This is a genomic window from Gilliamella sp. wkB7 (genome assembly GCF_001693435.1).
Taxonomy (GTDB): domain Bacteria; phylum Pseudomonadota; class Gammaproteobacteria; order Enterobacterales; family Orbaceae; genus Gilliamella; species Gilliamella apicola_N.
This window is the reverse complement of the sequence record NZ_CM004509.1, coordinates 2,627,527-2,652,133: the sequence shown is the minus strand read 5'-3', so window position 1 is coordinate 2,652,133 and position 24,607 is coordinate 2,627,527. Positions and strand designations below refer to the sequence as shown.

At 34.9% G+C, this 24,607-nt stretch carries 19 protein-coding genes and 1 riboswitch; of the genes, 13 read left to right on the top strand and 6 right to left on the bottom strand.

The genetic code is table 11. The features are described from left to right. Positions 1-56: 56 nt before the first annotated feature. A complete protein-coding gene (locus A9G17_RS11690; protein ID WP_081301757.1) occupies positions 57-1,343 on the bottom strand; it encodes an MFS transporter in 1,287 nt (428 codons plus the stop codon). 173 nt (positions 1,344-1,516) lie between these two features. On the opposite strand from A9G17_RS11690, the gene A9G17_RS11685 reads away from it, so the two are divergent. The 3 genes from A9G17_RS11685 (at position 1,517) to A9G17_RS11675 (ending at position 4,293) form a co-directional block, all read left to right on the top strand. Next, a complete protein-coding gene (locus tag A9G17_RS11685) occupies positions 1,517-2,056 on the top strand; it encodes a methylated-DNA--[protein]-cysteine S-methyltransferase (protein ID WP_065738856.1) in 540 nt (179 codons plus the stop codon). A 346-nt stretch (positions 2,057-2,402) separates the two neighbouring features. Then, the gene (locus A9G17_RS11680; protein ID WP_141677592.1) at positions 2,403-3,539 is read left to right on the top strand and encodes a hypothetical protein; all 1,137 of its coding nucleotides are present in this window, start codon (positions 2,403-2,405) and stop codon (positions 3,537-3,539) included. Further along, entirely contained in the window at positions 3,529-4,293 is a 765-nt protein-coding gene (locus tag A9G17_RS11675) for a DeoR/GlpR family DNA-binding transcription regulator (protein WP_216354420.1), read from the top strand. The genes A9G17_RS11680 and A9G17_RS11675 overlap by 11 nt, the downstream gene beginning before the upstream one ends. A gap of 31 nt (positions 4,294-4,324) precedes the next feature. On the opposite strand, the gene A9G17_RS11670 is transcribed toward A9G17_RS11675, so the two are convergent. Further along, positions 4,325-5,128 (bottom strand): Cof-type HAD-IIB family hydrolase, encoded by an 804-nt coding sequence (locus A9G17_RS11670; protein ID WP_065738854.1) that lies wholly within the window; start codon positions 5,126-5,128, stop codon positions 4,325-4,327. A gap of 425 nt (positions 5,129-5,553) precedes the next feature. Beyond that, a complete protein-coding gene (gene clpB, locus A9G17_RS11665; protein ID WP_025315949.1) occupies positions 5,554-8,124 on the bottom strand; it encodes an ATP-dependent chaperone ClpB in 2,571 nt (856 codons plus the stop codon). A gap of 285 nt (positions 8,125-8,409) precedes the next feature. Next, positions 8,410-8,455, top strand: a riboswitch (PreQ1 riboswitch). A 3-nt stretch (positions 8,456-8,458) separates the two neighbouring features. Between clpB and queD the strand changes: the two genes are divergently transcribed. The 9 genes from queD to surE all read left to right on the top strand — a co-directional run bounded on the left by queD (position 8,459) and on the right by surE (position 18,630). Beyond that, positions 8,459-8,887 carry a 6-carboxytetrahydropterin synthase QueD gene (queD, locus tag A9G17_RS11660; protein WP_065738853.1) on the top strand — a complete coding sequence of 143 codons (429 nt, stop codon included), beginning with the start codon at positions 8,459-8,461 and terminating at the stop codon, positions 8,885-8,887. Then, positions 8,884-9,498: a 7-carboxy-7-deazaguanine synthase QueE gene (locus tag A9G17_RS11655; protein ID WP_065738852.1), complete on the top strand. Its 615-nt coding sequence runs from the start codon at positions 8,884-8,886 to the stop codon at positions 9,496-9,498. The genes queD and A9G17_RS11655 overlap by 4 nt, the downstream gene beginning before the upstream one ends. A gap of 1,103 nt (positions 9,499-10,601) precedes the next feature. Further along, positions 10,602-13,508: a type VI secretion system Vgr family protein gene (locus A9G17_RS11650; protein WP_065738851.1), complete on the top strand. Its 2,907-nt coding sequence runs from the start codon at positions 10,602-10,604 to the stop codon at positions 13,506-13,508. A 79-nt stretch (positions 13,509-13,587) separates the two neighbouring features. Continuing rightward, entirely contained in the window at positions 13,588-14,883 is a 1,296-nt protein-coding gene (locus A9G17_RS11645) for a hypothetical protein (RefSeq protein WP_081301755.1), read from the top strand. A gap of 88 nt (positions 14,884-14,971) precedes the next feature. Continuing rightward, positions 14,972-15,364, top strand: a complete 393-nt coding sequence (locus tag A9G17_RS11640) for a hypothetical protein (protein ID WP_141677591.1) — start codon at positions 14,972-14,974, stop codon at positions 15,362-15,364. Between the two features lie 22 nt (positions 15,365-15,386). Continuing rightward, on the top strand, positions 15,387-15,779 hold the full coding sequence (locus A9G17_RS11635) for a hypothetical protein (protein ID WP_081301754.1): 393 nt from the start codon (positions 15,387-15,389) through the stop codon (positions 15,777-15,779). Between the two features lie 22 nt (positions 15,780-15,801). After that, complete coding sequence (locus A9G17_RS11630) at positions 15,802-16,191, top strand: hypothetical protein (RefSeq protein ID WP_065738849.1); 390 nt, start codon at positions 15,802-15,804, stop codon at positions 16,189-16,191. A gap of 788 nt (positions 16,192-16,979) precedes the next feature. Then, positions 16,980-17,837 (top strand): KPN_02809 family neutral zinc metallopeptidase, encoded by an 858-nt coding sequence (gene ypfJ / locus A9G17_RS11625; protein WP_065738848.1) that lies wholly within the window; start codon positions 16,980-16,982, stop codon positions 17,835-17,837. A gap of 10 nt (positions 17,838-17,847) precedes the next feature. Then, a complete protein-coding gene (surE, locus tag A9G17_RS11620) occupies positions 17,848-18,630 on the top strand; it encodes a 5'/3'-nucleotidase SurE (protein WP_176714272.1) in 783 nt (260 codons plus the stop codon). A gap of 70 nt (positions 18,631-18,700) precedes the next feature. On the opposite strand, the gene A9G17_RS11615 is transcribed toward surE, so the two are convergent. Continuing rightward, positions 18,701-19,909 (bottom strand): MFS transporter, encoded by a 1,209-nt coding sequence (locus tag A9G17_RS11615; protein ID WP_065738847.1) that lies wholly within the window; start codon positions 19,907-19,909, stop codon positions 18,701-18,703. A 215-nt stretch (positions 19,910-20,124) separates the two neighbouring features. On the opposite strand from A9G17_RS11615, the gene A9G17_RS11610 reads away from it, so the two are divergent. Then, entirely contained in the window at positions 20,125-22,467 is a 2,343-nt protein-coding gene (locus A9G17_RS11610; protein WP_065738846.1) for a zinc/cadmium/mercury/lead-transporting ATPase, read from the top strand. A gap of 51 nt (positions 22,468-22,518) precedes the next feature. Here A9G17_RS11610 and birA read toward each other — a convergent pair whose 3' ends face one another. Beyond that, positions 22,519-23,472, bottom strand: coding sequence for a bifunctional biotin--[acetyl-CoA-carboxylase] ligase/biotin operon repressor BirA (birA, locus tag A9G17_RS11605; RefSeq protein WP_065738845.1), 954 nt, complete (start codon positions 23,470-23,472; stop codon positions 22,519-22,521). Continuing rightward, positions 23,438-24,589 (bottom strand): MFS transporter, encoded by a 1,152-nt coding sequence (locus A9G17_RS11600; RefSeq protein WP_065738844.1) that lies wholly within the window; start codon positions 24,587-24,589, stop codon positions 23,438-23,440. Before A9G17_RS11600 ends, birA begins: the two co-directional genes overlap by 35 nt. Between the last annotated feature and the right edge of the window lie 18 nt (positions 24,590-24,607).

The window sequence follows — 24,607 nt, the reverse complement described above, 5'->3', positions numbered from 1 at the left end:
AGAACTAAATACCATAAAAGAAGACTCACCAAGGTGAGTCTTTTTATTTTTAATCACTATTGAGTAAAATCACTGTTTAAAGTCTCTTTTATGAGTAATGTTGCACAAATACTGATGATTGAAGCAACGGCAACATAATACCCCACCCAAGATAAATCACCATTTGCTACCAAATAATTGGCTATAATAGGTGCAATAGACGCCCCTAAAATACCGCCAATACTGTAAGCGGCCGAAGACCCCGTATAACGTACATTGGTTGGAAAAATTTCGGGCAAAAAGGCGCCCATAGGGGCAAACACCATGCCCATTAAAAACAGCTCAAGAGATAAATAGATCAAGACCAATAGTTCTGAACCACTTGCCATAAACTGCGTCATAACTGTGCCTGATAATGCGACGAATAACAAGCCAATAACAAGCACAGGTTTACGCCCATATTTATCACTTAAACGAGCAGAAATTGGAGTCGCTATTGCCATAAAAACAATGGCAACACATAAAAAACCTAAAAAATGACCTTTAGCAATACCTAGATATTTAGTGCCATATTGTAATAAAAATGCAGTAGTTATATAAAATAAAGTATAACAACCTACCATTGAAAATGAACCTAATGTCAAAGCTTTCCAATGATGAACAAAGATGTTAAACGCAGGAACTTTAACTTGCTGTTTGCTGCGCAATGCTTTGGCAAAAATGGGACTTTCAACAATTTTTAAACGCACATATAAACCAATAATCACCAATACTGCACTTAATAAAAACGGAATTCGCCATCCCCATTGTAAAAATTGTTCATTAGAGAGTGATAAAGTGACCAGCAAAAACACACCATTAGATAATAAAAAACCAACCGATGGTCCTAACTGAGGAAACATGCCAAACAATGCTCTCTTATTTTGTGGAGCATTTTCAGTTGCCAGCAATGCTGCCCCACCCCACTCACCACCAAGCCCTAATCCTTGTGCAAGTCTTAAAATACACAGCAAAAACGGTGCCCAAAAACCAATAGCACTATAACTCGGTAATAATCCAATCCCAGTCGTTGCCACACCCATTAATATAAGGGAAAACACCAAGGTTGACTTACGCCCTATTTTGTCACCAAAGTGCCCAAATAAAATGGCGCCAATTGGACGGGCAACAAAGGCTATACCAAAAGTAGCAAAAGATTGTAACGCCTGAGCAGATGGTGAACTGTCAGGGAAAAATACCGGTCCAATAACTAAGGCAGCGGCTGTTGCATAAATATAAAAGTCATAAAACTCAATCGCAGTGCCGATAAAACTGGCTAAAGCAACACGAGACATCGAGTTAGCAGGTTTAGTGTTTGAATCCATAATCCATCCTTTCAACATTATTGTTATTTTAAAAGTCGTTAAATACATTATAGTCAGAGTTAATACTTTTTACATATTCAATAAAAAAAGTAATAACCATATGCATAATATAAGAAGTCGCTATAATAGAATTTGTGCACCTTTACCTAATAATTTACTTAATAAGGATAGCTATGTTTTATCTAGACACCTATTGTTCTCCAATGGGACTAATCACACTAGCTAGTCAGCAAAATAAATTGGTTGGAGTGTGGATCGAAGGCCAAAAATATTTTGGACAAATCGTACATGATCAAAAACAGTATCAACCAAATTTACCCATATTTAATATAACTAAGCGGTGGCTTGATAACTACTTTAATGGTAAAAAACCGACTATTGAAACACTACCCTTAGCACCACATGGTACTCCTTTTCGACATTTAGTTTGGGATATTTTATGCCAAATTCCTTATGGTCAAGTGATTACCTATGGCGACATCGCAAAACAGATCATGCAAAAAACCAATACCGCAAGCATGTCTAGCCAAGCTGTTGGTGGAGCAGTAGGTCATAATCCAATATCAATTATCATTCCGTGTCATCGAGTAATTGGGGCTAAAGGTAATTTGACTGGGTATGCAGGCGGAATTGATAAAAAAATTACCTTACTTAAATTGGAAAATATAGATACTTCTCAATTTTTTATTCCAACAAGAGGAACCGCACTTTAACTAATTAAAAAGATTAGTCTGAACTATTTTACTAACATAAGATAATCAATCGGCTTAACTAAAATTGCTGAAAACATGCATTATTACTGATTAAATATTTAAGGATATAAATAAATTGTTAGATATTTATAATTGTTTAAGATTCGACTTAACTAAGTATTATCAACAATTAACATTCATCAATAAATAATATAAAACATAGTAATCAGTAAAATAAAAAGAAATGAGTATAGCTTAGGCTATCACCATTAGCATTTAACGTTTGAATTTAACTGTACAAAATTACTTAAGACATTATACTGTGACATAATTAAAAAATAGAATAATCAATAAATAAACCAATAAAATGAGAAATTTGCTAATTAGCTTATTATTAATAATATCTTTCCCTGCATTAAGTTCTATTTATGCTTATAAAGGTTACATTGCCGACAACCCAATTATGTTATATTTAGAATCCACATTAAATGAGCTGAATAAAAATCAGGTTAATAAAGGTTTTTGGGTTTATCAAAATGATCCTGAACAACAACTTAATGTTTTATCAGCTGAATGTGAATTTATTCGCTCATGTACTGAAGACGATCATCCTACCAGTTTAGTTTTGTATGATAATCAAGATATCTATCTTGATAATATTGCGCATAAAATAAAAGTTAAAGATTCAAGTCACTATTTTAAATTTATTAACATGCACATTGAACCAGCTGACGATCAAAAATTTTTGCCTGAAACATTAAATGGTTATTGGTTCGATGGGAAAAATGATCAACAATACTCCGTAGTATTGCAAAAACAATTTGTAATCAATGACCAACCTAATACAGAATTTAATCAGATTGAGTTATTACAATTAGAATCTCTAGACAAGCTCTATTTTACGGCCGTTTTGTCAAAGCAGAAAAATGATAAAATTAAGTTAGTTGGTATTAATGTTTACAATAAAAAAAATCATAAACTACTGCAACATATACAAAATTTAAATTACAGTTACAACAAATTTAACAGTATTATCATGCAAGATATTAACTTTGATGGTGAACCTGATTTAGCTATTAAAAAGTATCATTTTAATGCCAGATTGGGCGATAACTATGACTATTATCTCAATGACAATGGTAAGTTTAAAGCGACAAACTTGTGGGGAAGTAACATCTATTTCAACAACAAAGACAAATCAGCAACTGGCACAAAAAGATGTTATGATTATGACGAAAATGAGCAAAAAATTATTATCCAAATTGATAGTGTTTATCACTATAGGAATAAACACTATATTCATAAAAAAAATCAATGCCAGACACATTACTTTGATACTAACGTAAGCCGTCAATGTACCGAAAATGAATACAATGCCTGCTTATTAAAACGAAATAATATCATTTTTGAAAATCCACACTATATAGGCGAAGATAATATATATCACAAGAATATGGCTTGGGATAAAGGTAAATTAGTTGATGGAGTTGTATATGATGATTGATTACGATGCATTTCCTGAACAACGACAATCTTATATTCAACAGTTATTAAACGAAAATGGTCGAGTCGTAAGCGCTGATTTGATTAAATTACTGGGTGTTTCAGAGCATACCATTCGTCGAGATTTACAAAAACTTGCGCGAGATGGAATCTGCAAAAGAGTATATGGTGGTGCAGTCAGTCATTTAAAACAATCAGCAAGCTTTGAAACAAGAATGACACAAAGTGTTGCCGAAAAGTCATCCGTCGCCAAGCGTTGTGCTGAGTTAATCAAAGCGAACACGTGTATCTTTATTGATGCAGGCTCCACTTATTTAGCCATGGCAGAATATATCCCTAATGACCTAGAATTAACTATTGTTACCAATTCACCGCAAATAGCATCATTACTTAGTAGTCGCACCAATGGCGAATTGATATTACTTGGCGGTAAAATAAACCCACAAACTGGCAGTACTATGGGATCTGATACTGTAAATCAAATACATAATATGGTTTTTGATCAAACATTTATTGGTGTGTGTGGACTCGATCCTCAAGCAGGTTTGAGCGCAGTTTATTATGAAGATGCCTGTTTTAAAAAAGAGGTCATTGCCCAAAGCAACCAAGTTGTCGCAGCCGTCATTGCCGATAAGGTTTTACAAGTTGCACGCTATAAAGTGGCAACTTGCGAAGAAATAGATATCATTGTTGCGAGTAAGCAATCAAAAATTGATGGTTTTCACAACCTCAATTTGCATTTAGAAATTGTTTAAAAATACAAAAACAAACTATCTACTGATAATACTATTTTTCTTGTAATGCTAACATTAATTCAATCGTTTTTAACACTGCACTCTCGGTGTTAAAACCGGTTATAAATTTTGCCACGGCTTTAGTATCATCAAAAGCATTACGCATAGCAAAACTGTATTCAGCTTGTTCTAGTAGTTCAATATCATTATAACCATCACCAAAAGCCATAGTCTGTTGATAACTAACATCAAGAATCTGCTGTAATTTCTTTATAGTATTTCCTTTATGTACATTTTGCTCAGTAATATCTATCCATGCCGCTTCGGACACAACTATGTAGGTTTCATTTTCATAAGGGGTTAAGTGAGGACGAATTTCAGGACAACGCTCGTTTTCGTCATAAACTGTAATTTTAACAAAATCATCAGTAACAGCACTAAGGTCATCAACTTCTAAAATATTGGTATAAGATTGTCTCATTTTTTGTTTCAAGTATTCAGGAGTATCGGCTTCAAGCACCGCACCTTTTTCTGTACAAGCAACAATCACATGATCGATACCAGTCTGTTTTAAGGTTTTAATTATTTCTTGTCCCAACTCATTACGCAGAAAAGATCGATAAATAAATTCACCATTATATTTGATTGCAGTTGCACTATCTCCAACAATCCAGATTTTATCGCTATAATCACCAAACAGCTCTTCGACTCTTTCACACTGTTTACCTGTACAAGCAACAAAATGAACATCATTATGCACCATTTTCTGATAAATCCGAGCAAATAACTCACGATCATAATCACCTTGTTTATTTAAAAATGTTCCATCTAAATCACTGATAATTAATTTAATCATTTCATTTTCCTTACAACTTTACATTTAGAGTAATAACAATTCAATATGATAGATTATGCAATATTGTGCAATATTAAGCAAGATTGAATTAACTTATTCCTCTTAAAATAATTATTAAAACATATGTGATAAAAACACCTTATCTGACAAAGCAAATTAACTTTTTAGTCTCGTGATCAAATTTAGAAAAACATAAATCTAAACAATTTTACAAAATGGTAATGAAGGATGTATTCAATCCAAGTAGCAACTAATAAATGGTATTACAACTAAAGTAGATAAGAGTTTACTGATATGAAATGTGTAATAGATTGTAGGTTATCCCGATTATTTAAGTTAAATTTCTAATAGGAATACAAAACTCAGGGGATTAACTATAAAAAAACCGACCATTTGAAGGTCGGCTTTTTCAAGTGTTAAAGATATTATTGTTTAGCTACAATTTCATCACCTTGTAAATCAAGATGGATGGTCTTACCTGGAACTAACTTACCAGATAGTATTTGTTGCGCTAATGGATTTTCAATCTCTTGTTGTATTGCTCGTTTTAACGGTCTTGCACCATAAATTGGATCAAAACCAACTTTAGCAAGTTGTTCTAACGCAGCATCAGAAATATCCAATTGGTAACCACGTTCATCTAAGCGTTTTTCAACATGCGCTAATTGGATTTTCGCAATCGCTTTGATATTTTCTTGACCAAGTGGATGGAATACCACCGTTTCATCAATACGATTAATGAATTCTGGTCTAAAGTGTTTAGTTACAACCGTCATTACTAATGCTTTCATTTCATCATAGCTTAACTCAACTTGACCTTGAATCAAATCAGAGCCTAAGTTAGATGTCATGATAATAACGGTATTACGAAAATCAACCGTACGCCCTTGTCCATCGGTTAAGCGTCCATCATCTAATACTTGTAATAAAATATTAAAGACATCCGGATGTGCTTTTTCGACTTCATCCAACAAAATGACTGAATAAGGACGACGTCTTACGGCTTCAGTCAAATAACCGCCCTCTTCATATCCTACATATCCTGGAGGCGCACCAATTAAACGTGCTACAGAGTGTTTTTCCATAAACTCGGACATATCGATTCTGACCATTGCATCTTCGCTATCAAACATAAAGTTAGCCAAAGCTTTACAAAGTTCAGTTTTACCAACACCCGTTGGACCCAAGAATAAGAAAGAGCCAATTGGTTTATTTGGATCAGACAATCCTGCTCGACTACGACGAATTGCATTGGCTACCGCAACAACGGCTTCGTCTTGACCAATCACACGTTTATGTAACGCATCTTCCATATGTAATAATTTATCTTTTTCACTTTCCAGCATTCTTGAAACAGGAATACCGGTTGCTTTAGATAATACTTCGGCAATTTCGTTATCGGTGACTTTATTACGCAATAACTTCATAGTCTTGCCTTCAAGCTGTGTTGCTGATGCTAGTTTTTTCTCAAGTTCTGGTATTTTGCCATATTGAAGCTCTGACATTTTATTAAGATCACCAGCACGGCGAGCTTGTTCTATTTCAGTACGTGCTTTTTCCAACTCAGCTTTGATTGTCTGAGTACCAGAAACAGCAGCCTTCTCTGACTTCCACTCTTCTTCAAGTGACGCATACTCTTTTTCTTTCTCAGCAAGTTCATCGTTTAGCATCTCTAGTCGTTTTTTACTCGCATCATCAGACTCTTTTTTAAGAGCTTGTTGCTCAAGTTTAAGCTGAATAATACGGCGTTCAAGTCGATCTAATGATTCAGGTTTTGAATCCATTTGCATACGAATACTCGATGCAGCTTCATCAATTAAGTCAATGGCTTTATCAGGAAGCATACGATCGGAAATATAACGATGCGATAACGTTGCTGCCGCCACAATTGCCGGATCGGTAATTTGTACATGGTGATGTAATTCATAACGTTCTTTTAAACCACGCAAGATAGCAATGGTGTCTTCAACAGTTGGTTCAGCCACATACACTTTTTGGAATCGACGCTCTAAAGCGGGATCTTTTTCAATATATTGACGGTATTCATCTAACGTTGTTGCGCCAACACAATGTAATTCGCCGCGAGCTAAAGCAGGTTTTAACATATTACCTGCATCCATTGCGCCATCACTTTTACCTGCACCGACCATGGTATGGATTTCATCAATAAATAAAATAATGCGCCCTTCTTCTTTGGCTAAATCTTTTAAAACGGCTTTTAAGCGTTCTTCAAATTCACCTCGATATTTAGCGCCAGCAATTAAAGCACCCATATCTAAAGACAATACGCGCTTATTACGTAATCCTTCTGGTACTTCACGGTTTACAATGCGTTGTGCAAGTCCTTCAACAATTGCTGTTTTACCCACACCAGGCTCACCGATTAACACTGGATTATTTTTAGTACGACGTTGTAATACTTGAATTGTACGGCGAATTTCTTCATCACGCCCAATTACTGGATCGAGCTTACCCTGTTCAGCACGCTCGGTTAAATCAATGGTATATTTTTTCAACGCACCACGTTGATCTTCGGCATTGGCATCGTTCACGTTATCACTTCCTCTTACTTGACTTACGGCCTGATTTAATCTGTCTTTTGTGATCCCTGATTTTTTAAGAATATCACTAAGACTACCCTTTTCGTCTAAAGCCGCTAAGATAAAGAGTTCAGACGAGATATAACTATCGCCATTTTTTTGTGCTAATTTGTCACAAAGATTTAAAACGCGGACAAATTCTTGTGATGGAATAACTTCACCACCCACGCCTTGGACTTGTGGCAATCGATCAATAGCTTGATTTAATTCTTGCTGTAACATTGCTACATTAGCACCAGCCGCTGCCAGTAAAGGCTTGACACTGCTACCTTCTTGGTTAAGCATAGCGGATAAAACATGGACTGGTTCTATATATTGATTATCTTTACCTAATGCTAATGATTGTGCATCAGCTAAAGCTTGTTGGAATTTATTAGTGAGTTTATCTAACCTCATATTAACTATCTCCTGAGCAATAGATTTGGCTTAAATGCTTTAAGCAGATAAACCATTTGCATGATTACTAAATGAGTGTGGAAAGATAAATTTCAAGAGTTTTTTATGAAAATTTTTTACAAAAAATCGACAATAAAATTAATTTATATTCTGTTGTTGAAATAAGCAAAATATAAACGTTCAATTTTACACCGTTAGTGTAATAAATATTGCTCGGAATAACAATTGTAAGATGACAATTAAGCATTAATCCATTATATTAGCCGCTCTATTTTGTTAGGTGGTCTAACCGTGGTTCGTAATCCATCCCACGAAAAAAAACTAGGAATTATACATGTTCAAAATTGCTAAAGAATTTCAATTCGATGCTTGTCATATGTTAGATGGGCACAACAAAAAATGTCACAACCTGCACGGTCATACTTATCGCTTATTAGTCGAAATTGAAGGGGATCTAATAGATAACGGTTCTAGCGCTGATATGGTGATGGATTATGCTGATTTAAAAGCAATAGTGAAACAGCATATTGTTGATCCTCTCGATCATGCTTATCTATATAATCAAAATAATCCTAATGAGTGCCGTATTGCTTCATTATTAAAAGAGATGAATCGCAAAATCTTCGCCTTTCCTTGTCGTACAACTGCCGAAGGTATGAGTAAATATATTTTTGATTGTCTGTCACAATATTTACCCATCTCAATGATCAAACTCTGGGAAACCCCAACATCTTACTGTGAGTATCATCGGAGCGAAAAATGACAGAATTTCGCATTGTTGAAATCTTCGAATCATTACAGGGCGAAGGTTACAACACAGGCATGCCTGCTATTTTTATTCGTTTTGCTGGTTGTAATTTAAATTGCGTTTGGTGCGATACTAACTTTCGCCAATACACCCGTTTTACATTAGAGCAGTTATTGACGAAAGTTAAACAATATACGAGCAAAAACATCATTATTACCGGTGGCGAACCTACTATGGTTAAAGCGCTACCAGAATTACTTTTACCACTAAAACAGGCTGGTTACTATATTGCTATTGAAAGTAATGGATTAGGTAAAGTCGATCCTCTAATTGACTATATCGCCCTTAGCCCAAAATTTTGCTATCAAGCACGATATCAAAAAATCGTACAACCGACTGCAAGTGAAGTGCGAATTGTTGCCGAAAATCATGTGGACTTTCTTCCTTTTTGCCAATATATTGAACAAAATATTCAAGCAAAACGTTATTATCTTTCTCCTTGCGAAAAAAATGATAAATTTAATATGTTTGAAACAATTGAATTACTTGGCAAGATTAACCAAAACCGCAACGACAACAAGTGGCTACTCAGTATTCAAACGCATAAGTTTGCAAATATAGAGTAATCTTTTTAAAGAAGTTCATTGTTTTTCTTATCATTTAGATGTGCAAGAAGAAGATGAAGATAAAGTTATCTTTAAATCGCATTTTTATTTATACAAATTAAATAAGAGCAATAAATTATTATAAGCATTGTATTTAACGGTGCTTATAATTCTAGTGATGCTTATTAGGTTATTCTCAAGAAAATATCAACAATAAAAAATTGAGTTTGTAGTAACCAATCAATTTGTTGAATATAGTAAGAATGTAATCAAAAGCAAATCAATTAACTTCACATTTATTTTGTAAAAAATATTCAGGAGTGTATACCATTTCATTTTTTGCTTACACTCAACATTTTATTTGTAGTTCAACTTATAAATAAAATAATAATAAACATGGCGAGTTATTTACCATACTGCATTTATCACTAATTGATACTGAGACTGCACCATAAAATATGAACGCCTTATAAGTCTTTTTTCAACCTATCGATTCTTAAAATTAAATTCAGATATTAATAAAAAGTAAAACGGTATACACTCCTGAATATTTTTTACAAAATAAATTATAACTTATTAATATAATTAATTTATTAAATTAAAGTTAATCCAATGATTCAATCACATTAAAATCTTACTTATAGCCTAATCGATCGTTTTAGAAAACATTATTTTTTGGTACTTGAGCAAGTAATTATTTTGTTAAAATGTTTCAGGTCATGGCTATATTTGAGTAAAAATGATTTTTTAGTTACAAATCTTAATAAAAATTCGGTGCAAAATACTCAATAAAAAATCTACAAAAGCCAAATTCTACTAATCCTTTTTTGATCATGTTTAGGCGACAATTTGTTATCTATATTTTACTGATATTATTAGTAATATCAGTAAGTTACCCGTCTAATTTAAATTTAAAGATTTTTTTAAAAAAAAGTTGCAAAATATACGAGACAGTGTATTTTATATTCATATTTAGATTATTTTTAAATCTGACCAATTTTAACACCTTACTGCCTATTGGCAATTTTTATAATAATTATTAACTGGTCAGATAAAAATAATAATAAATAGTTCAGTAAAACAAAGTTGTATTTGCTATATACATGAAATATATCGAGGATAACATGGAGAAAGGATTAACTAATTTGATGGAGCAGTTGGACAATGGTTTAAGTCGAGGCTTAAAGCAAAGTTTGGTTAATGGAGTCGGTCACAATCGCTATACGTTAAATATTGATGGTTTGTCTACTGAGGTTTCAATCTTACAGGTTGAGGGTAATGAGCAACTTAACCAGCCTTGGCACTATACGATTACTTTCACCAGTTCTGATAAACAACTTTCTGTTGAGTCATTTCTTAATCAAAATGCCCGTTTGAGTTTTAATCCTGCTAATTCTGGCAGTTTAAGCGACTTTGCAACTCAAGGACTTAATGCACTTAATTCCTTAACTTCGACTAATCCATTAGATGCATTAAAACACTCTGAGCCATTAAAACAGTTAGATAAACTTAAACAATCTAATCCACTTGATTCACTTAATTCTTTAACCCAGTTTAATCCGCTTAATCCGTTAAACTCACTATTATCTCAAGGCGGCTCACGCACTCTTTATGGTGTGATAACCCAGTTCAGTCAATTATCAGTCAGTAACGATGAAGCCCGTTATCAGGTTGTCTTGTCTTCACAATTAGCCAAACTGGCATTAAGTCATAACTGTGCTATTTTTCAAAATCAAAGCGTTATCAGTGTGGTTGAAGAGGTCTTACGTGGTCATGGTTATACAGGGATTGATTATCGTTTAGCACTTAAAGAGCAATATCCGGAGCGTGAGTTTATCACCCAGTGGCAGGAGAGTGACCTTGAATTTATTCAAAGACTGCTTGCTGATGTGGGGGTCTATTTCCGGTTTGAAACGCATGGTGAACACAACTGTGATGTGTTGGTCATCAGTGATTATGAGCAAGGTTATCAGCAGGTGGCTGATATTGTGTACAAACAACCGAGTGGTACACTGGATAACAGCGTTGAAAGTGTCTGGGATATGACCTTACACAGTCAGATGGTGGAATCTTCGGTACAAGTACAGGATTATAACTACCGCGATGCGCAGGCGAATTTACTGGGAGAAGTTAACAGCCAACTAAAAGATAACACCACTTACGGTACTGATTACCGTTATGATGAGCACTATAAAGGGTTAAATAGCAATGGTGACGATGATAATGAAAACAGTGGTGATATCGATACCGACGACAGTCAAGGCAGTAACGGCAATAGTAATGACAACGACAATAATAGCGATAAAACTAACACTAATAATAACAATAACAACAGCAGTGATACTAACCGTAATCAAGCTAACACGAGTAATAGTGTTGAAAGTGGAGAATGGTATGCCCGTATTCGCCATGAACACGCCATTAGCCGTCAAATTATTATCCGGGGTAAAAGCAATCAGGCCACTTTAGCTCCGGGTCAACATATCCGTATCAAAGGCAGTACGATTGCCGGAATAGATGAGGGGGTAATGATATTAACGGTGCAAGGACAGGGAAACCGCAGTGATGCTTATGAACTGAGTTTTACCGCCATACCTTACCAGCCATTAAAACCTTACCGCCCGGAGCCGATTCCTTTTCCGACTATTGACGGCACTTTACCGGCACGGGTAACCAGTCCGAATAATGACACCTATGGTTATATTGATACACAAGGTCGCTATCGGGTTAAATTTAACTTTGATTTAAAAGAGTGGCGAAACGGTGAAGAGAGCTTATGGTTAAGACTGGCTAAACCGTATGCGGGCAGTACCTATGGTTTTCACTTTCCACTGATTGATGGCACAGAAGTTGCGGTTGCGTTTACTAACGGTAATCCGGACCGACCTTATATTGCACATGCGATGCATGACAGTGGCCACCCTGACCATGTGACCGCCATAAACAAACACCGAAATGTAATTCGTACTCCTGCTAACAACAAACTGCGGATGGATGATAAGCGCGGACAAGAGCACATTAAGTTAGCGACCGAATACGGTAAAACCCAGCTTAACATCGGGCATTTAGTTGACCAAAACAAAGAGCAGCGTGGTGAGGGATTTGAACTGCGCACCGATGAGTGGGGTGCAATTGCTGCCAATAAAGGTTTATACCTGACCAGTCAGACCGAGCCTAAGGCACAGGGTAAACAGCTTGATATGCAAGGTGCCATTACCCAGCTTGAAAATGCATTATCAATTGCTAAAGCACTGCAAAATGCAGCAACTGCCTCTGAAGCCCATGGTGCGGATACCGACAGTCAGGAGCAACTTAAAGCGACATTAACCCAATTAGCCCAAAGTGGCATTATTGCTTATGCACAAGAGGGCATTGCTTTAACCAGTCCGGAAAACATTCAACTGTCCACTTCAAACAGTGTATCTGTGACCAGTGAAAACCAAACTGACATCAATGCGTTAAAAAACATAACCGTCTCATCCGGTGAATCCATCGGTCTGTTTGCCCATAAATCAGGAATGAAAGTCTTTGCCAATCAGGGGGATGTTGAGGTGCAGGCACAAAATGCCAACCTGAATATGGCTGCCAAGCAAGATATTAAAATAGACAGTGTAGATGGTGAACTGAGAGTAAGCGCATGCGAAGATTTGACGTTAATGTGCGGAGGTTCATACATCAAACTCAGTAGTGCGGGGATTGAACTGGGCACGGCGGATAATGTTTATATAAAAAGTAATGCATTACAGAAAATGGGGCCAGCAACGAAAAATATACTTGAAATTTTATTACCTCAAGCTATCCAAAACGAACTTTCATCAAGTAAAACATATAGCTTAAAATACCTTATGGTAAATGATGAAGATCAACCATATAAAAACACAAAGTATTTAGCCTTTATGGAAGATGGTTCAGTTAAACAAGGGCAAACAGATGATAAAGGATATACGGAAAGATTTTATACCAAAAAAGAAGAAAAAATTGCGATTCGCTTATTGATAAGCAAAACAAGCAATGGCGAGTTTATCAATTAGTAAAGAATTAAGCTAAAAAATATTAACTCACTAATTTTTAGAATAAAGATATAAGCTTAATCTTAAGGATGAAAATTAAATGACAGTATACAACATATCAACATATATTAAGACTAAAACTGATCCTAAATATATTGTTTATGAAATGGAATTATATAAAATTGATGATAAAGATAATAAAGTTTATGCTTTAAAATCAACAGGAAAACAAAACTTACAAGCTGATAAGAGGACATTAGTGCACTCTTCATTAGATATTTCTGACCCTGAAAATACATCTTATATCTTAGAACTCAATCTTTTTCATAAAATAGGTAACGATGAATATGAAGTGTTACCAGAACCTATGACAGCAATTATACCTCTAAAGGGATTTTTAATAACTGATAAAAAATGGGGGCCATCAAGGGAATTTGAATACAATGAAACAACTGAAAAAACCCAAAAGGGGCATGTGTTCATATACAGTGTAAAAGTGACCTTTAAATCAAGAGCTTTTGAAGCTAAAGAACACCCTGTTGGTGATCCACATGATCCTTTTAGCAAAGAAAAAATTGACGAGAGTTTAAAATTAAGATTAGCAAAAGAAAAAATTGACGAGGGTTTAAAATCAAGATTAGCAAAAGAAAAAGTTGACGAGGATTTAGTAAAAATGGAATTTCCTAATCAACAACAAGCTATGCTATGTGGTCCGGCCGCGTTTTTTTATTGTTTATTGGTCGATAGACCAGATCTGTATAAACAGATGGTGAAAGAACTTTGGGAATCAGGTAAAACTAAAATTGGCACATTAAAACTAGAACCTAGTTATGATTGTCGTCATCCGAAAAAATTTTTTTATTATGATAACACATTAGGATATACGACTAGAATTCCAGCTATAGATTGGATAACCTTAGCAAGTTTAAGGGATACAGAAAATGTTTTTTTTGATTTTGATTCTCCTGATGATCAAATCCCAGGTATTACGCCAGCCGGGGATCTTAAAACATGGTTTAAAAAAGCTGGTTCTGAAATTCTCTACGAAATCAATACAAATATAATAAATCAAGTGACAGGTCCTAAATTAACGTTAAAAGATTTATGTCGCTTAAATTCTTATGTTCGTAAAGATACGCACGTAGTCATGTTGATAACATCACGAATGTTCGATACAAGGGTATCTATTCCAACTAAAAACCATTGGATTGTTTGGGCTGATAAATTAAAGTTAATAAATGGTTATGAGGTAACTGAACAAACTCTACTAACGGAGCTAGTAGAGCTTGAGTGTTTTTCATGGGGTAGTGTAGATAATCATTTACTAGATAATACAACTTTAGCTGATGTTATAAAATACTCTTATGCGGCTTTTGTGATAAGTAAAATACCATAAAACGGAAAAGTAAATGTTATTGAAACAAATGGGGAAGTGTTTAAAAAACACTTATTAACAACAAATTTTATTAAACTGAATAAATTATATGAAAAAAATACGATATCACTTAATGTTAATCATTGGACTTTTTTTAACTACTGTTCTTACCGGTTGTTTTTGTATGGAAAAAATGGAAGTTCGACCGAAGTCGTTACCCAATGCCACATTGGGTAATCCCTATTACGCTAAAATTGAAGTTTTTGGTGGCATCGTTATAGATGAATTCTTTACCTATCATATCAAACCAGCAAAATCCGGACTCGAATTATCTGCTCCTTTTAAATTTGGATCACGTGTTTCCTATAATGATCTTGAAATAAAAGGAACGCCTAAAGTTACAGGAACAATCAGCATAGAACTTTCTGGAGGCACTTACGGTACAATGTCGTGTCCGGGAAGAGACTTTAAGAAAGTTTATACCATTAAAGTTGAAGAATAGTATTAGGATTAGAATAAATTTTATGAAAAAAATACAATATCATTTAATGTTAATCATTGGATTTTTTTTAACTACTGTTCTTGCCGGTTGTTTTTGTATGTATAAAATGGAAGTTCGACCCAAAACGTTACCCAATGCCTCATTGGGTAATCCCTATTATGCTAAAATTGAAGTTTTTGGTGGCGTGGCTATAGATCGTCACTTTTTCTATCATATTAAACCAGAAAAATCAGGTCTTGAATTATCTCCTACTGATTTTGGAACAGAATATGTTTCCTATAATGATCTTGAAGTAAAAGGAACCCCTAAAGTTGCAGGAACAATCACAATAGAACTTTTTGGAGTTACTTACGGAACAAATACATGTCCGGGAAGAGACTTTAAGAAAGTTTATACCATTAAAGTTGAAGAATAGTATCAGGATTGGAATAAATTTTATGAAAAAATTACGACATCACTTAATGTTAATCATTGGATTTTTTTTAACTACTGTTCTTACCGGTTGTTTTTGTACACAAAAAGTTGAAGTCCTACCGAAGTCGTCGTTACCCAATGCCATATTAGGTACTCCTTATTATGCTGAAATTGAAGTTTATAATGGTCGTGTTATTAATGACTCTTTTCACTATCTTATTACACCTGAAAACTCAGGACTAGAAATATCTCCGACTGATTTTGGTACACATGTTTCCTTTAATGATCTTAAAGTAAAGGGAACACCTAAAGTTGCAGGAAAAATAACAATAAAATTTGCTGGATTAACTTACGGTACGATGTGTCCGGGAAGTAAATTTATTAAAACTTATACCATTAAAGTTGAAGAATAGTATCAGGATTGGAATAAATTTTATGAAAAAATTACGATATCAATTAATGTTAATCATTGGGCTTTGTTGACTACTGTTCTTACCGTTTTTGTATTGAAAAAATGGACGTTCGACCAGAGTCGTTACCCAATGCCCTTTTAAAAATTAAACAAGTCCAAAATCTCAGTTATCGTTATTTATCAGGTTGGTAAAATTGTGAGATATATTTTTAAAGAAATTACTTTAGAATTTAAAATATACCAATATATCTAGAATAATAAATACAATACGTTCATTACACATTGAAATATATGGACATTATCAGATTAATAGTATTAAACATTCGATCGTTAAAAATCCTATTCACCATCGAAAAGTAAAGTTGAAATATCATAACGATTCGTAGTTTTTGAAGTATAATGAATTCAAAAATCTCTACGGTTAAATTTTCTTTTATTGATAATTAGCGTAATATCCTATAGAGATATAAAAACGCCATTCAAATAAAAAGTAATTTTTATAAAATATCCATCTTCTGTAAAAATTAGTCTGATTTTAAATACAATACAAACTATAAAAAGAACGTAATAGTAATAACGATAAACATCTATCCGTTATAAACTGGAGTTAGTTTTTTTAAACAATTTAAAAGATAAGTGATATACCCACTTAGTATTATTTTGGTACAGATAATTACACAGATAAAAGTAGATTAATCAATGCATTATTTGATATTAAATTAACTTAATCTAGTATCCTACCCTTTTATCCTTTAAAATAATTTAAGCAAAACTGATGAGGTGTTCCCTATGCGTTGGAGAGACCAAAGAGAGAGTGATAATATTGAAGATCGCCGCTCACAATATGGAAGCGATTCAGGAATAAGGATCCCAATAAGTGGTAAAGGTCGAGCTGTTTTATTTATCGTAGTTTTGGTTGCTGGTTATTATGGTGTTGATTTGACCGGCTTACTTAATCCTAATCTAATTGACTCCAATAGCTCATCACTAAGCTCAAATCAATATTCCATCAATGATGAAGATGCTGCTAAATTTACATCGGTCATTTTAGCGAGTACTGAAGATTACTGGCAACAAGAGTTTAATCGTTTAGGTAGAACCTATACTCCTCCCAAATTAGTCTTATATACGGGTTCAACAAGAACATCGTGTGGTGTTGGCCAGACTTTTATGGGGCCATTTTATTGCAGTGTTGATAAAACTGTCTATTTGGATATTTCATTCTATCAAGAGATGAAACAACAACTTGGTGGTGGTGGTGACTTTGCCCAAGGTTATGTCATAGCACATGAAATTGGTCATCATGTACAAAATTTGCTGGGTGTGTTCAATAAAATAGAACAATTAAAGCAAGGCCAATCTGAAGTGTTCGCCAATCAATTATCGGTTAAATTAGAGCTACAAGCCGACTGCTTTGCTGGTATGTGGGGGCATGCAATGCAACAAAAAAATATTTTAGACGTTGGCGATATTGAGCAAGCGTTAAAGACCGCTGAAGCTATTGGTGATGATCGCTTACAACGTCAAAGTAATGGTTACGTTGTACCAGATAGTTTTACACATGGTAGTTCTAAGCAACGTTATACTTGGTTTAAACGAGGATTTGATAGCGGTGATATCAATCAATGTAATACTTTTGCTGAATAAGGGAAATAGAATGATGTTTAATAAATTAGTAAATCGCGTTTTGTTAGTCAATGATGATGGTATTGATGCATCTGGCATTAAAATTTTAAAGGATGTAGCACATAAAATTGCTCATGAAGTTTGGGTAGTAGCACCAGCAATTGACCAAAGTGGTGTATCATGTTCGGTCAGCTTAAAAGCGCCTTTTCGAGTTGCAAAACGTGATGAACAAGAATACGCAGTTTATGGAACTCCCGCCGATTGCTCATTATTTGCTATTAAGCATTTAATGGCAGATAAGTTGCCTGATCTTGTGCTATCGGGCATTAATAATGGCTCAAATGTTGGATTTGAAACGGTTTTATCCGGTACGGTTGGCGCAGCTATGATGGCAACAGCTTTAGGAATACCATCAATTGCCTTAAGCCAATGCTCTACTGAAGATAACCAACCAACAATATGGGATTGTGCTGCATACCATGCTGAATCAGTGATCAGCAAACTACTATCATTATCTACTCCTAAAAATATCTGTTTTAATGTTAATTTTCCTGCTTGTGATGCTCATCAGATTAAAGGATTAAAAATCACTAAACAAGGTGATTGTGATGTCAGTCGTTTTGTGGTGGCACCAACTAAAGATCCAGAAGGTCACGATTATTTTTGGTTTAGAGCTAAGCGTAATCAGCAGGTGTTTGATGATAATAAAGAGTTGGATGCGGCTAATGGTAATTTCATTGCCATTACACCTATTGGTTATGAAAGAACAAATTATGCTTTTTATGAAACATTATTAAAAGAATTTGATTGTTAATAATTGATTTTGATATCGTCTTCCAATTCGTTTTGGAAGACGAACAAATAAAAGATAATGGATGGCTTACTTAATATGACCGTTTTTTTCCATCTTTAACCAGTGCACAAAACAGCAATGAAACAGCAACCATCACAAGCGCAATCCAGTAGATAGCTTCATGCCCATATTCATCAGAAACAAACCCTTGCAAAACACCTGCCAGAATAACGCTAAAAATAATCCCGTTATTAAATAGTGTCGAAGCTACGCCCATTCTAGTTGGTAACAAATCCTGAAAGTAGATAATACCAATATTAGCCACAATTCCGATAAATAATGCATTAAATATCTGTAGTGCTAACAAAGCAAATTTACTGGTAAAGAAAATCATGCCAATATAAAAAAATAAGCCACAAATAATAGCAATAAAAAATAGATTTCGCTTGCCCAAATAAGGCACTAAAAATCCAGCAATAAGCATCGCAGGAATTTCAATACCCGCTGCTAACCCCATTAAAATGCCGGGTAAAGAGTCGGGAAGATGTAAAACTAAGTCAACATAAAGTGGCATGTCGATAATGTACATCATGTTAGCTGTCCACATAAATACTGTAGATAATAGTAAACAAACGACATTTCTGTTTTTCCAAAGTGGTATATTAGCCACTTGTAAATCAGCTGCACTGCTGAGTTGTGAAGTAGGATTTTTTTCGACTGATGGTAAGAATATTGCAACAAATAACATTGCAATTATAAACATGGACATTGCGGTTAGATACATTACAGTAAAGCCAAAACTTAAAGCTAAACCGAAAGAGATTGGTGGACCAAATACCCATGCCAACGATAATTGAGCACGAATTATTGAGTTGAAAGCAACCACATTACGTCCTGATTTGACCGCATATTCACGCGCTAAAGCAAAAACTTGCGGCATAGCGGCCGATGATAACGCGGCAAATAAAACCCCTAGCGTAATCAGTATAAAATAGTTACGCGTAAACGCAAACGTAACACTATTGGCAACCCCCATTAAACAGCAAAATATGACAATATAACGTCTATCCCCTTTTTTGTCCGAATATTTTGCTAATAGAAAACTACCCACAATGCTGGCTAAAGCATTTATCGAAAAGAAAAGACCGACTAAATGGGAATTTACATTAACTTCAAAGGTTAAGAAACGGCTTAATGTAGGTGATTGTAACGCCCCTGCAATACCGATAATAAAGGTCGTAATTAGAAAAGCTAGAAAGACAATGCTCTGTTTTTGACGAAAGGATGAAGCTTTGGACATAAACTTTCTCTATCATTTTATTTTGTACAATTATAAACATAAAAAAGAGAGGGATACAGTAGAAGAAGGAAATAAAAAATGGTTATTTTTAGATTTGATTCCTTACTTGTCATGTACTCAATATTTTTGATCTAACTATCAAATAAATTAAAAAAAGATATCTTTTTATTTTTTTGAGCGTACAATCAAAATCATCCACAAAGCGAGGTAACGTTATGTTATATAATAACAAATCCACACATTCCCACCATGAAAATCACATCCATTGTCATAGCGATTGTCAAAATATTGCTCATAATCATACATATGACACCCATCATTCCCATGATGCAGATCATAATCATTCTGAGGGGCATTACTGTGAGGGGCATGATCATGGATCAACGCAAAAAAATGAGATAGAAGATCCTCCCGAAGATCCTGAGCGGAAAAGCCAAGACATTAAATTGACTTGGAAAATTAAGGGAATGGATTGCGCTCATTGCGCTAGTAAAATCGAAAATGGTGTTAAAACACTGCCAAACATTAATCAAACCAAAATTATTTTCTCTACAGAAAAGTTGATCGTTTTTGTTCCTAAGCATGACGATGCAGTAATAAAAATGATTGAAGACAAAGTAGTAGAATTAGGGTATACCCCAATTTTTGAAAGCACCCCTAATCACGCACATCATCACGAGCATTCACATAGTTTTGATAAAAAAGCATTCATACCGTTAGCGGTTTTAGGTTCATTAATTGTGATAAGTTACCTTATTTTATTAGTGAATCATACAGCAGGTGAATATGCCTTTATCTTTACTGCAATTGTCGGATTGATTCCGATTTTGAAAGAGGCTTTAGTATTAACGCGAAGTGGTACACCATTTGCCATTGAATCATTGATGAGTATTTCAGCTATAGGAGCCCTATTCATCGGAGCGGCCGAAGAAGCCACCATGGTACTCTTCTTATTTATGATTGGTGAGATGTTAGAAGGCGTTGCGACCACTAAAGCCAAAAAAGGAATTTCATCTCTTGTGCAGCTAATGCCTGAAGAAACGGTGGTCATTATTGACGGCAAAAGGAAAACGGTTGCCAGTCATAGTTTAAAACCTGACGATATAATCGAAATTTCATCTGGTGGGCGATTACCTGCTGATGTTATTTTAGTGAGTGAACAAGCTAACATTGATGAAAGCGCTTTAACTGGGGAATCAATTCCGGTCAATTATCTATCGGGCGATAAAATTTTAGCCGGATCGTTGGTTGTGGATAATACCATTCAACTAAAAGTTATCTCACAATCAGGACAAAATGCCGTAGATCGCATTTTACAATTAATTGAAGATGCTGAAGAACGTAAAGCACCCATTGAGCGATTTATTGATAAATTTAGCCGTTACTACACTCCAGCTATCGCCTTGTTTGCGCTATTGGTCATTGTTATTCCTCCGTTATTATTTAATGAGGATTGGTACACTTGGGTGTATCGTGGATTAACTTTATTATTAATTGGTTGCCCTTGTGCGTTGGTAATATCAACACCAGCCGTTATCACATCAGCCCTATCCAATGCGGCTAAGCAAGGTGTATTAATAAAAGGTGGTGCAGCTTTAGAACATATTGGTTCGATTAAAATGGTGGCATTTGATAAGACCGGCACCTTAACCGAAGGCAAGCCACAAGTCACCGATGTCATCGCACAATCTGTTACCCAACAACAGTTACTTACTCTTGCAGCAGCCATTGAAAGTGGTTCACATCACCCTTTAGCGAAAGCAATCGTTGATTATGCAGCTAAGCAGCAGATCGAAGTTATCGAAGCAAGTAATCGCAAAGCTAATGCGGGTGTAGGTATTCAAGGCGATATCGATAATCAAACCTATTATATTGTTGCGCCAAGTAAAGTTACTACGGTATCGATACCCTTAAATGATGAAAATGCACAAAAAATCCATCAACTAGAAAGCGCCGGTAAAACCGTTGTGGTACTAGTAACACAACAAAAATTAGTCGGAATGATTGCCTTGCAAGATGTGTTACGTTCTGATTCTATTACTGCAATAAAAGCGCTTAATGAATTGGGTCTTAAAACCTTAATGCTTACGGGTGATAATCAACGTGCGGCAAAAGCCATTGCAAGTCAATTAGGAATTGATTATCGTGCTGAATTATTACCAGCAGATAAATTGGTCGAAATTGAAAAAATTCGTAACACAACTTCAATTGCCATGGTTGGGGATGGTATTAACGATTCACCCGCAATGAAAGCAGCGACCGTTGGCATTGCTATGGGCAGCGGTACCGATGTAGCGCTAGAGGCAGCCGATGCCGCATTAACCAAAAATAGCCTACTAAGTTTGCCTAATTTAATTCGTTTAACTCGTTTCGCTAACCGTAATATTAAGCAAAATATCACTATTGCCTTAGGGATCAAGTTGGTGTTTTTGTTAACAAGTTTATTCGGTTATACTGGATTATGGTTAGCGGTATTAGCGGATTCAGGAACAACAGCTATCGTAACAGCCAATGCTTTAAGAGTGCTTGGTTTTAAAAGTAAAAAAGACAAAATTTAATTACTGATTTAAAAACTATTCCATTGAATAAATGGAATAGTTTTTTATTGGTTACTCATCACCACGCAATGAGATTTCACCACCAATATGTGCATTGATTTTGCCATCTTGCTCCAACATTAAAGCGCCTTGCTCATTGATGCCTTTAGCAATCCCTCGGATAATAGTATCACCAATAATCAGTTTTACAGGACGATTAGCGAAGTTATCTAATCGATTCCAATCACTAATAAAAGGCGCTAAGCCCTGTTTTTCAAATTCAGATAATTTAATGTTTAAATTTTTGACAATACGCGCGACTAACAAATTACGATCTACCTTACCTAAATTTGCCCATTTTTGGTTAACAATATTAGGATCTGGATTAGTCATCATTAAGTTGACACCAATACCGATAATTGCATGCGCACAATCACCCGTTTTACCCGCTAACTCAATCAATATTCCTGCTAATTTTTGATCGTTAAGATAAAGATCATTAGGCCATTTTACTTTAATATCTTGACCCGATAATTCCCTCAAAGTATCTGCTATCACAATTCCGACAACTAAGCTCATTCCCATAGCGGCAGCCACGCCCTGCTCTAACTGCCAATACATAGAAAAATAAAGATTAGAGCCGAACGGTGAAAACCATTTTCGTCCACGACGACCGCGCGCTTTTGATTGGAATTCTGCTACACAACAATCACCCGAGTGAAGTTGGCCAATTTTATCGAGTAAATATTGGTTAGTTGAATCAATAATGGGTAAAATTTCACAACGACTATCCGCTTGATAATAGTGATCAATTTTAGTCTTTTTTAATAAATCAATCGCTGCAGTTAAACAATAACCTTTACCTTGAACCGATGTAAAATCCAGCCCCCATTCGCGCAATACTTTCATGTATTTATTGATTCCAGCACGAGTTATTCCAAAACTCGCTGCAAGTTCTTCACCTGAATGAAATTCACCGTCCGCTAAGATTTCAATTAATTTGAGTGGATTTTGGTGGCTGCGCATCGGTTCCTCTTTTTTTAACTAATAAGGCAATAAAATAAAGCGAGATTATAGCAAAACTTACAAATAAATAAGTATTATTCGTTTTATCCATAACAAAAGCAATCACTGCTGGGGCAATAAGACTACCTAATGTATTAGTTAACAACATGGCTTGATTCATCGCCACAATATCTTGCTTTCTAACGCATGAACATGCCCATGCCATAGAGATTGGATAAATGGTATAAATTGTTGCACCTAATAAGATAATTGCTAATGTATCAAACCAATTAAATATCAACATTACACAAGCCAATAACATGAGCGTTGATTCAAATAATAATACAATTTGTCGACCAAATTTATCGGCACACCAATTAGCGGGCATTTGTGCTATTACACCAGATAAAATAAGCAAAATCATCCAATTGGCAACTTGAGTGTCGTTATAACCTAAATGAGAATAATAGGCAGGTAAAAGCGAATAAAGTGATCCAATTAACATACCAGCAATCACGCAACCAATTAAACCAATGCGTGACGGTTTATTGACAATCATGGGAATGATATTAAAACTGCTTTTTTTACGTTTAGGCAATTTATAATGAGTTAGCAATATAAATAATATTGCAAGCCCCATCAGTAAAGCGGTCACTAGACCAAAATACAATACATTTTGCGGAAAATACTGTAATAACGCTTGTCCTAACACCGTGCCTAAATAATAGGTAGTTAGATACACCGCCAGCATTTTTCCACGAGTACGCACAGTACCTGTTACTAAAATACAACTTTCAATAACAACCCAAGTCACTGCGCAGGCAATACCAATAAAGAACCGCCATATTACCCAGCTATAAAAATCCATTGAAAAACTTAAACCAATGGTAGCAATAGCAAAAATAATGCAACTGTAGGTATAAGTATAACGAGCATTAAATTTACTAATGAACCAATTTGCAAAAATGGTACCAATCAAGTTGCCAGTAAAGTAACTTGAGCCAACTAAACCAATTTGCCCTAGTGAAAATTCATTACGCACCAACCATAGCGGTACTTGGGTATTAAGTGCGGATAATGCAATTGTCACAAATAATAAGCTTGTTAATAAAATAGGAAATGAATATGAATGTTTCATCGTCTTTTACAATATCAT

Bases quoted from the DNA above. Each gene is read 5' to 3' on its own strand.
- A9G17_RS11610 (WP_065738846.1), top strand. From the start codon at position 20,125: ATGTTATATAATAACAAATCCACACATTCCCACCATGAAAATCACATC.
- A9G17_RS11640 (WP_141677591.1), top strand. From the start codon at position 14,972: ATGAAAAAAATACGATATCACTTAATGTTAATCATTGGACTTTTTTTA.
- queD (WP_065738853.1), top strand. From the start codon at position 8,459: ATGTTCAAAATTGCTAAAGAATTTCAATTCGATGCTTGTCATATGTTA.
- clpB (WP_025315949.1), bottom strand. From the start codon at position 8,124: ATGAGGTTAGATAAACTCACTAATAAATTCCAACAAGCTTTAGCTGAT.
- birA (WP_065738845.1), bottom strand. From the start codon at position 23,472: ATGCGCAGCCACCAAAATCCACTCAAATTAATTGAAATCTTAGCGGAC.
- A9G17_RS11615 (WP_065738847.1), bottom strand. From the start codon at position 19,909: ATGTCCAAAGCTTCATCCTTTCGTCAAAAACAGAGCATTGTCTTTCTA.
- A9G17_RS11630 (WP_065738849.1), top strand. From the start codon at position 15,802: ATGAAAAAATTACGACATCACTTAATGTTAATCATTGGATTTTTTTTA.
- ypfJ (WP_065738848.1), top strand. From the start codon at position 16,980: ATGCGTTGGAGAGACCAAAGAGAGAGTGATAATATTGAAGATCGCCGC.
- A9G17_RS11680 (WP_141677592.1), top strand. From the start codon at position 2,403: ATGAGAAATTTGCTAATTAGCTTATTATTAATAATATCTTTCCCTGCA.
- A9G17_RS11650 (WP_065738851.1), top strand. From the start codon at position 10,602: ATGGAGAAAGGATTAACTAATTTGATGGAGCAGTTGGACAATGGTTTA.
- A9G17_RS11690 (WP_081301757.1), bottom strand. From the start codon at position 1,343: ATGGATTCAAACACTAAACCTGCTAACTCGATGTCTCGTGTTGCTTTA.
- A9G17_RS11635 (WP_081301754.1), top strand. From the start codon at position 15,387: ATGAAAAAAATACAATATCATTTAATGTTAATCATTGGATTTTTTTTA.
- A9G17_RS11600 (WP_065738844.1), bottom strand. From the start codon at position 24,589: ATGAAACATTCATATTCATTTCCTATTTTATTAACAAGCTTATTATTT.
- surE (WP_176714272.1), top strand. From the start codon at position 17,848: ATGATGTTTAATAAATTAGTAAATCGCGTTTTGTTAGTCAATGATGAT.
- A9G17_RS11670 (WP_065738854.1), bottom strand. From the start codon at position 5,128: ATGATTAAATTAATTATCAGTGATTTAGATGGAACATTTTTAAATAAA.
- A9G17_RS11685 (WP_065738856.1), top strand. From the start codon at position 1,517: ATGTTTTATCTAGACACCTATTGTTCTCCAATGGGACTAATCACACTA.
- A9G17_RS11655 (WP_065738852.1), top strand. From the start codon at position 8,884: ATGACAGAATTTCGCATTGTTGAAATCTTCGAATCATTACAGGGCGAA.
- A9G17_RS11645 (WP_081301755.1), top strand. From the start codon at position 13,588: ATGACAGTATACAACATATCAACATATATTAAGACTAAAACTGATCCT.
- A9G17_RS11675 (WP_216354420.1), top strand. From the start codon at position 3,529: ATGATGATTGATTACGATGCATTTCCTGAACAACGACAATCTTATATT.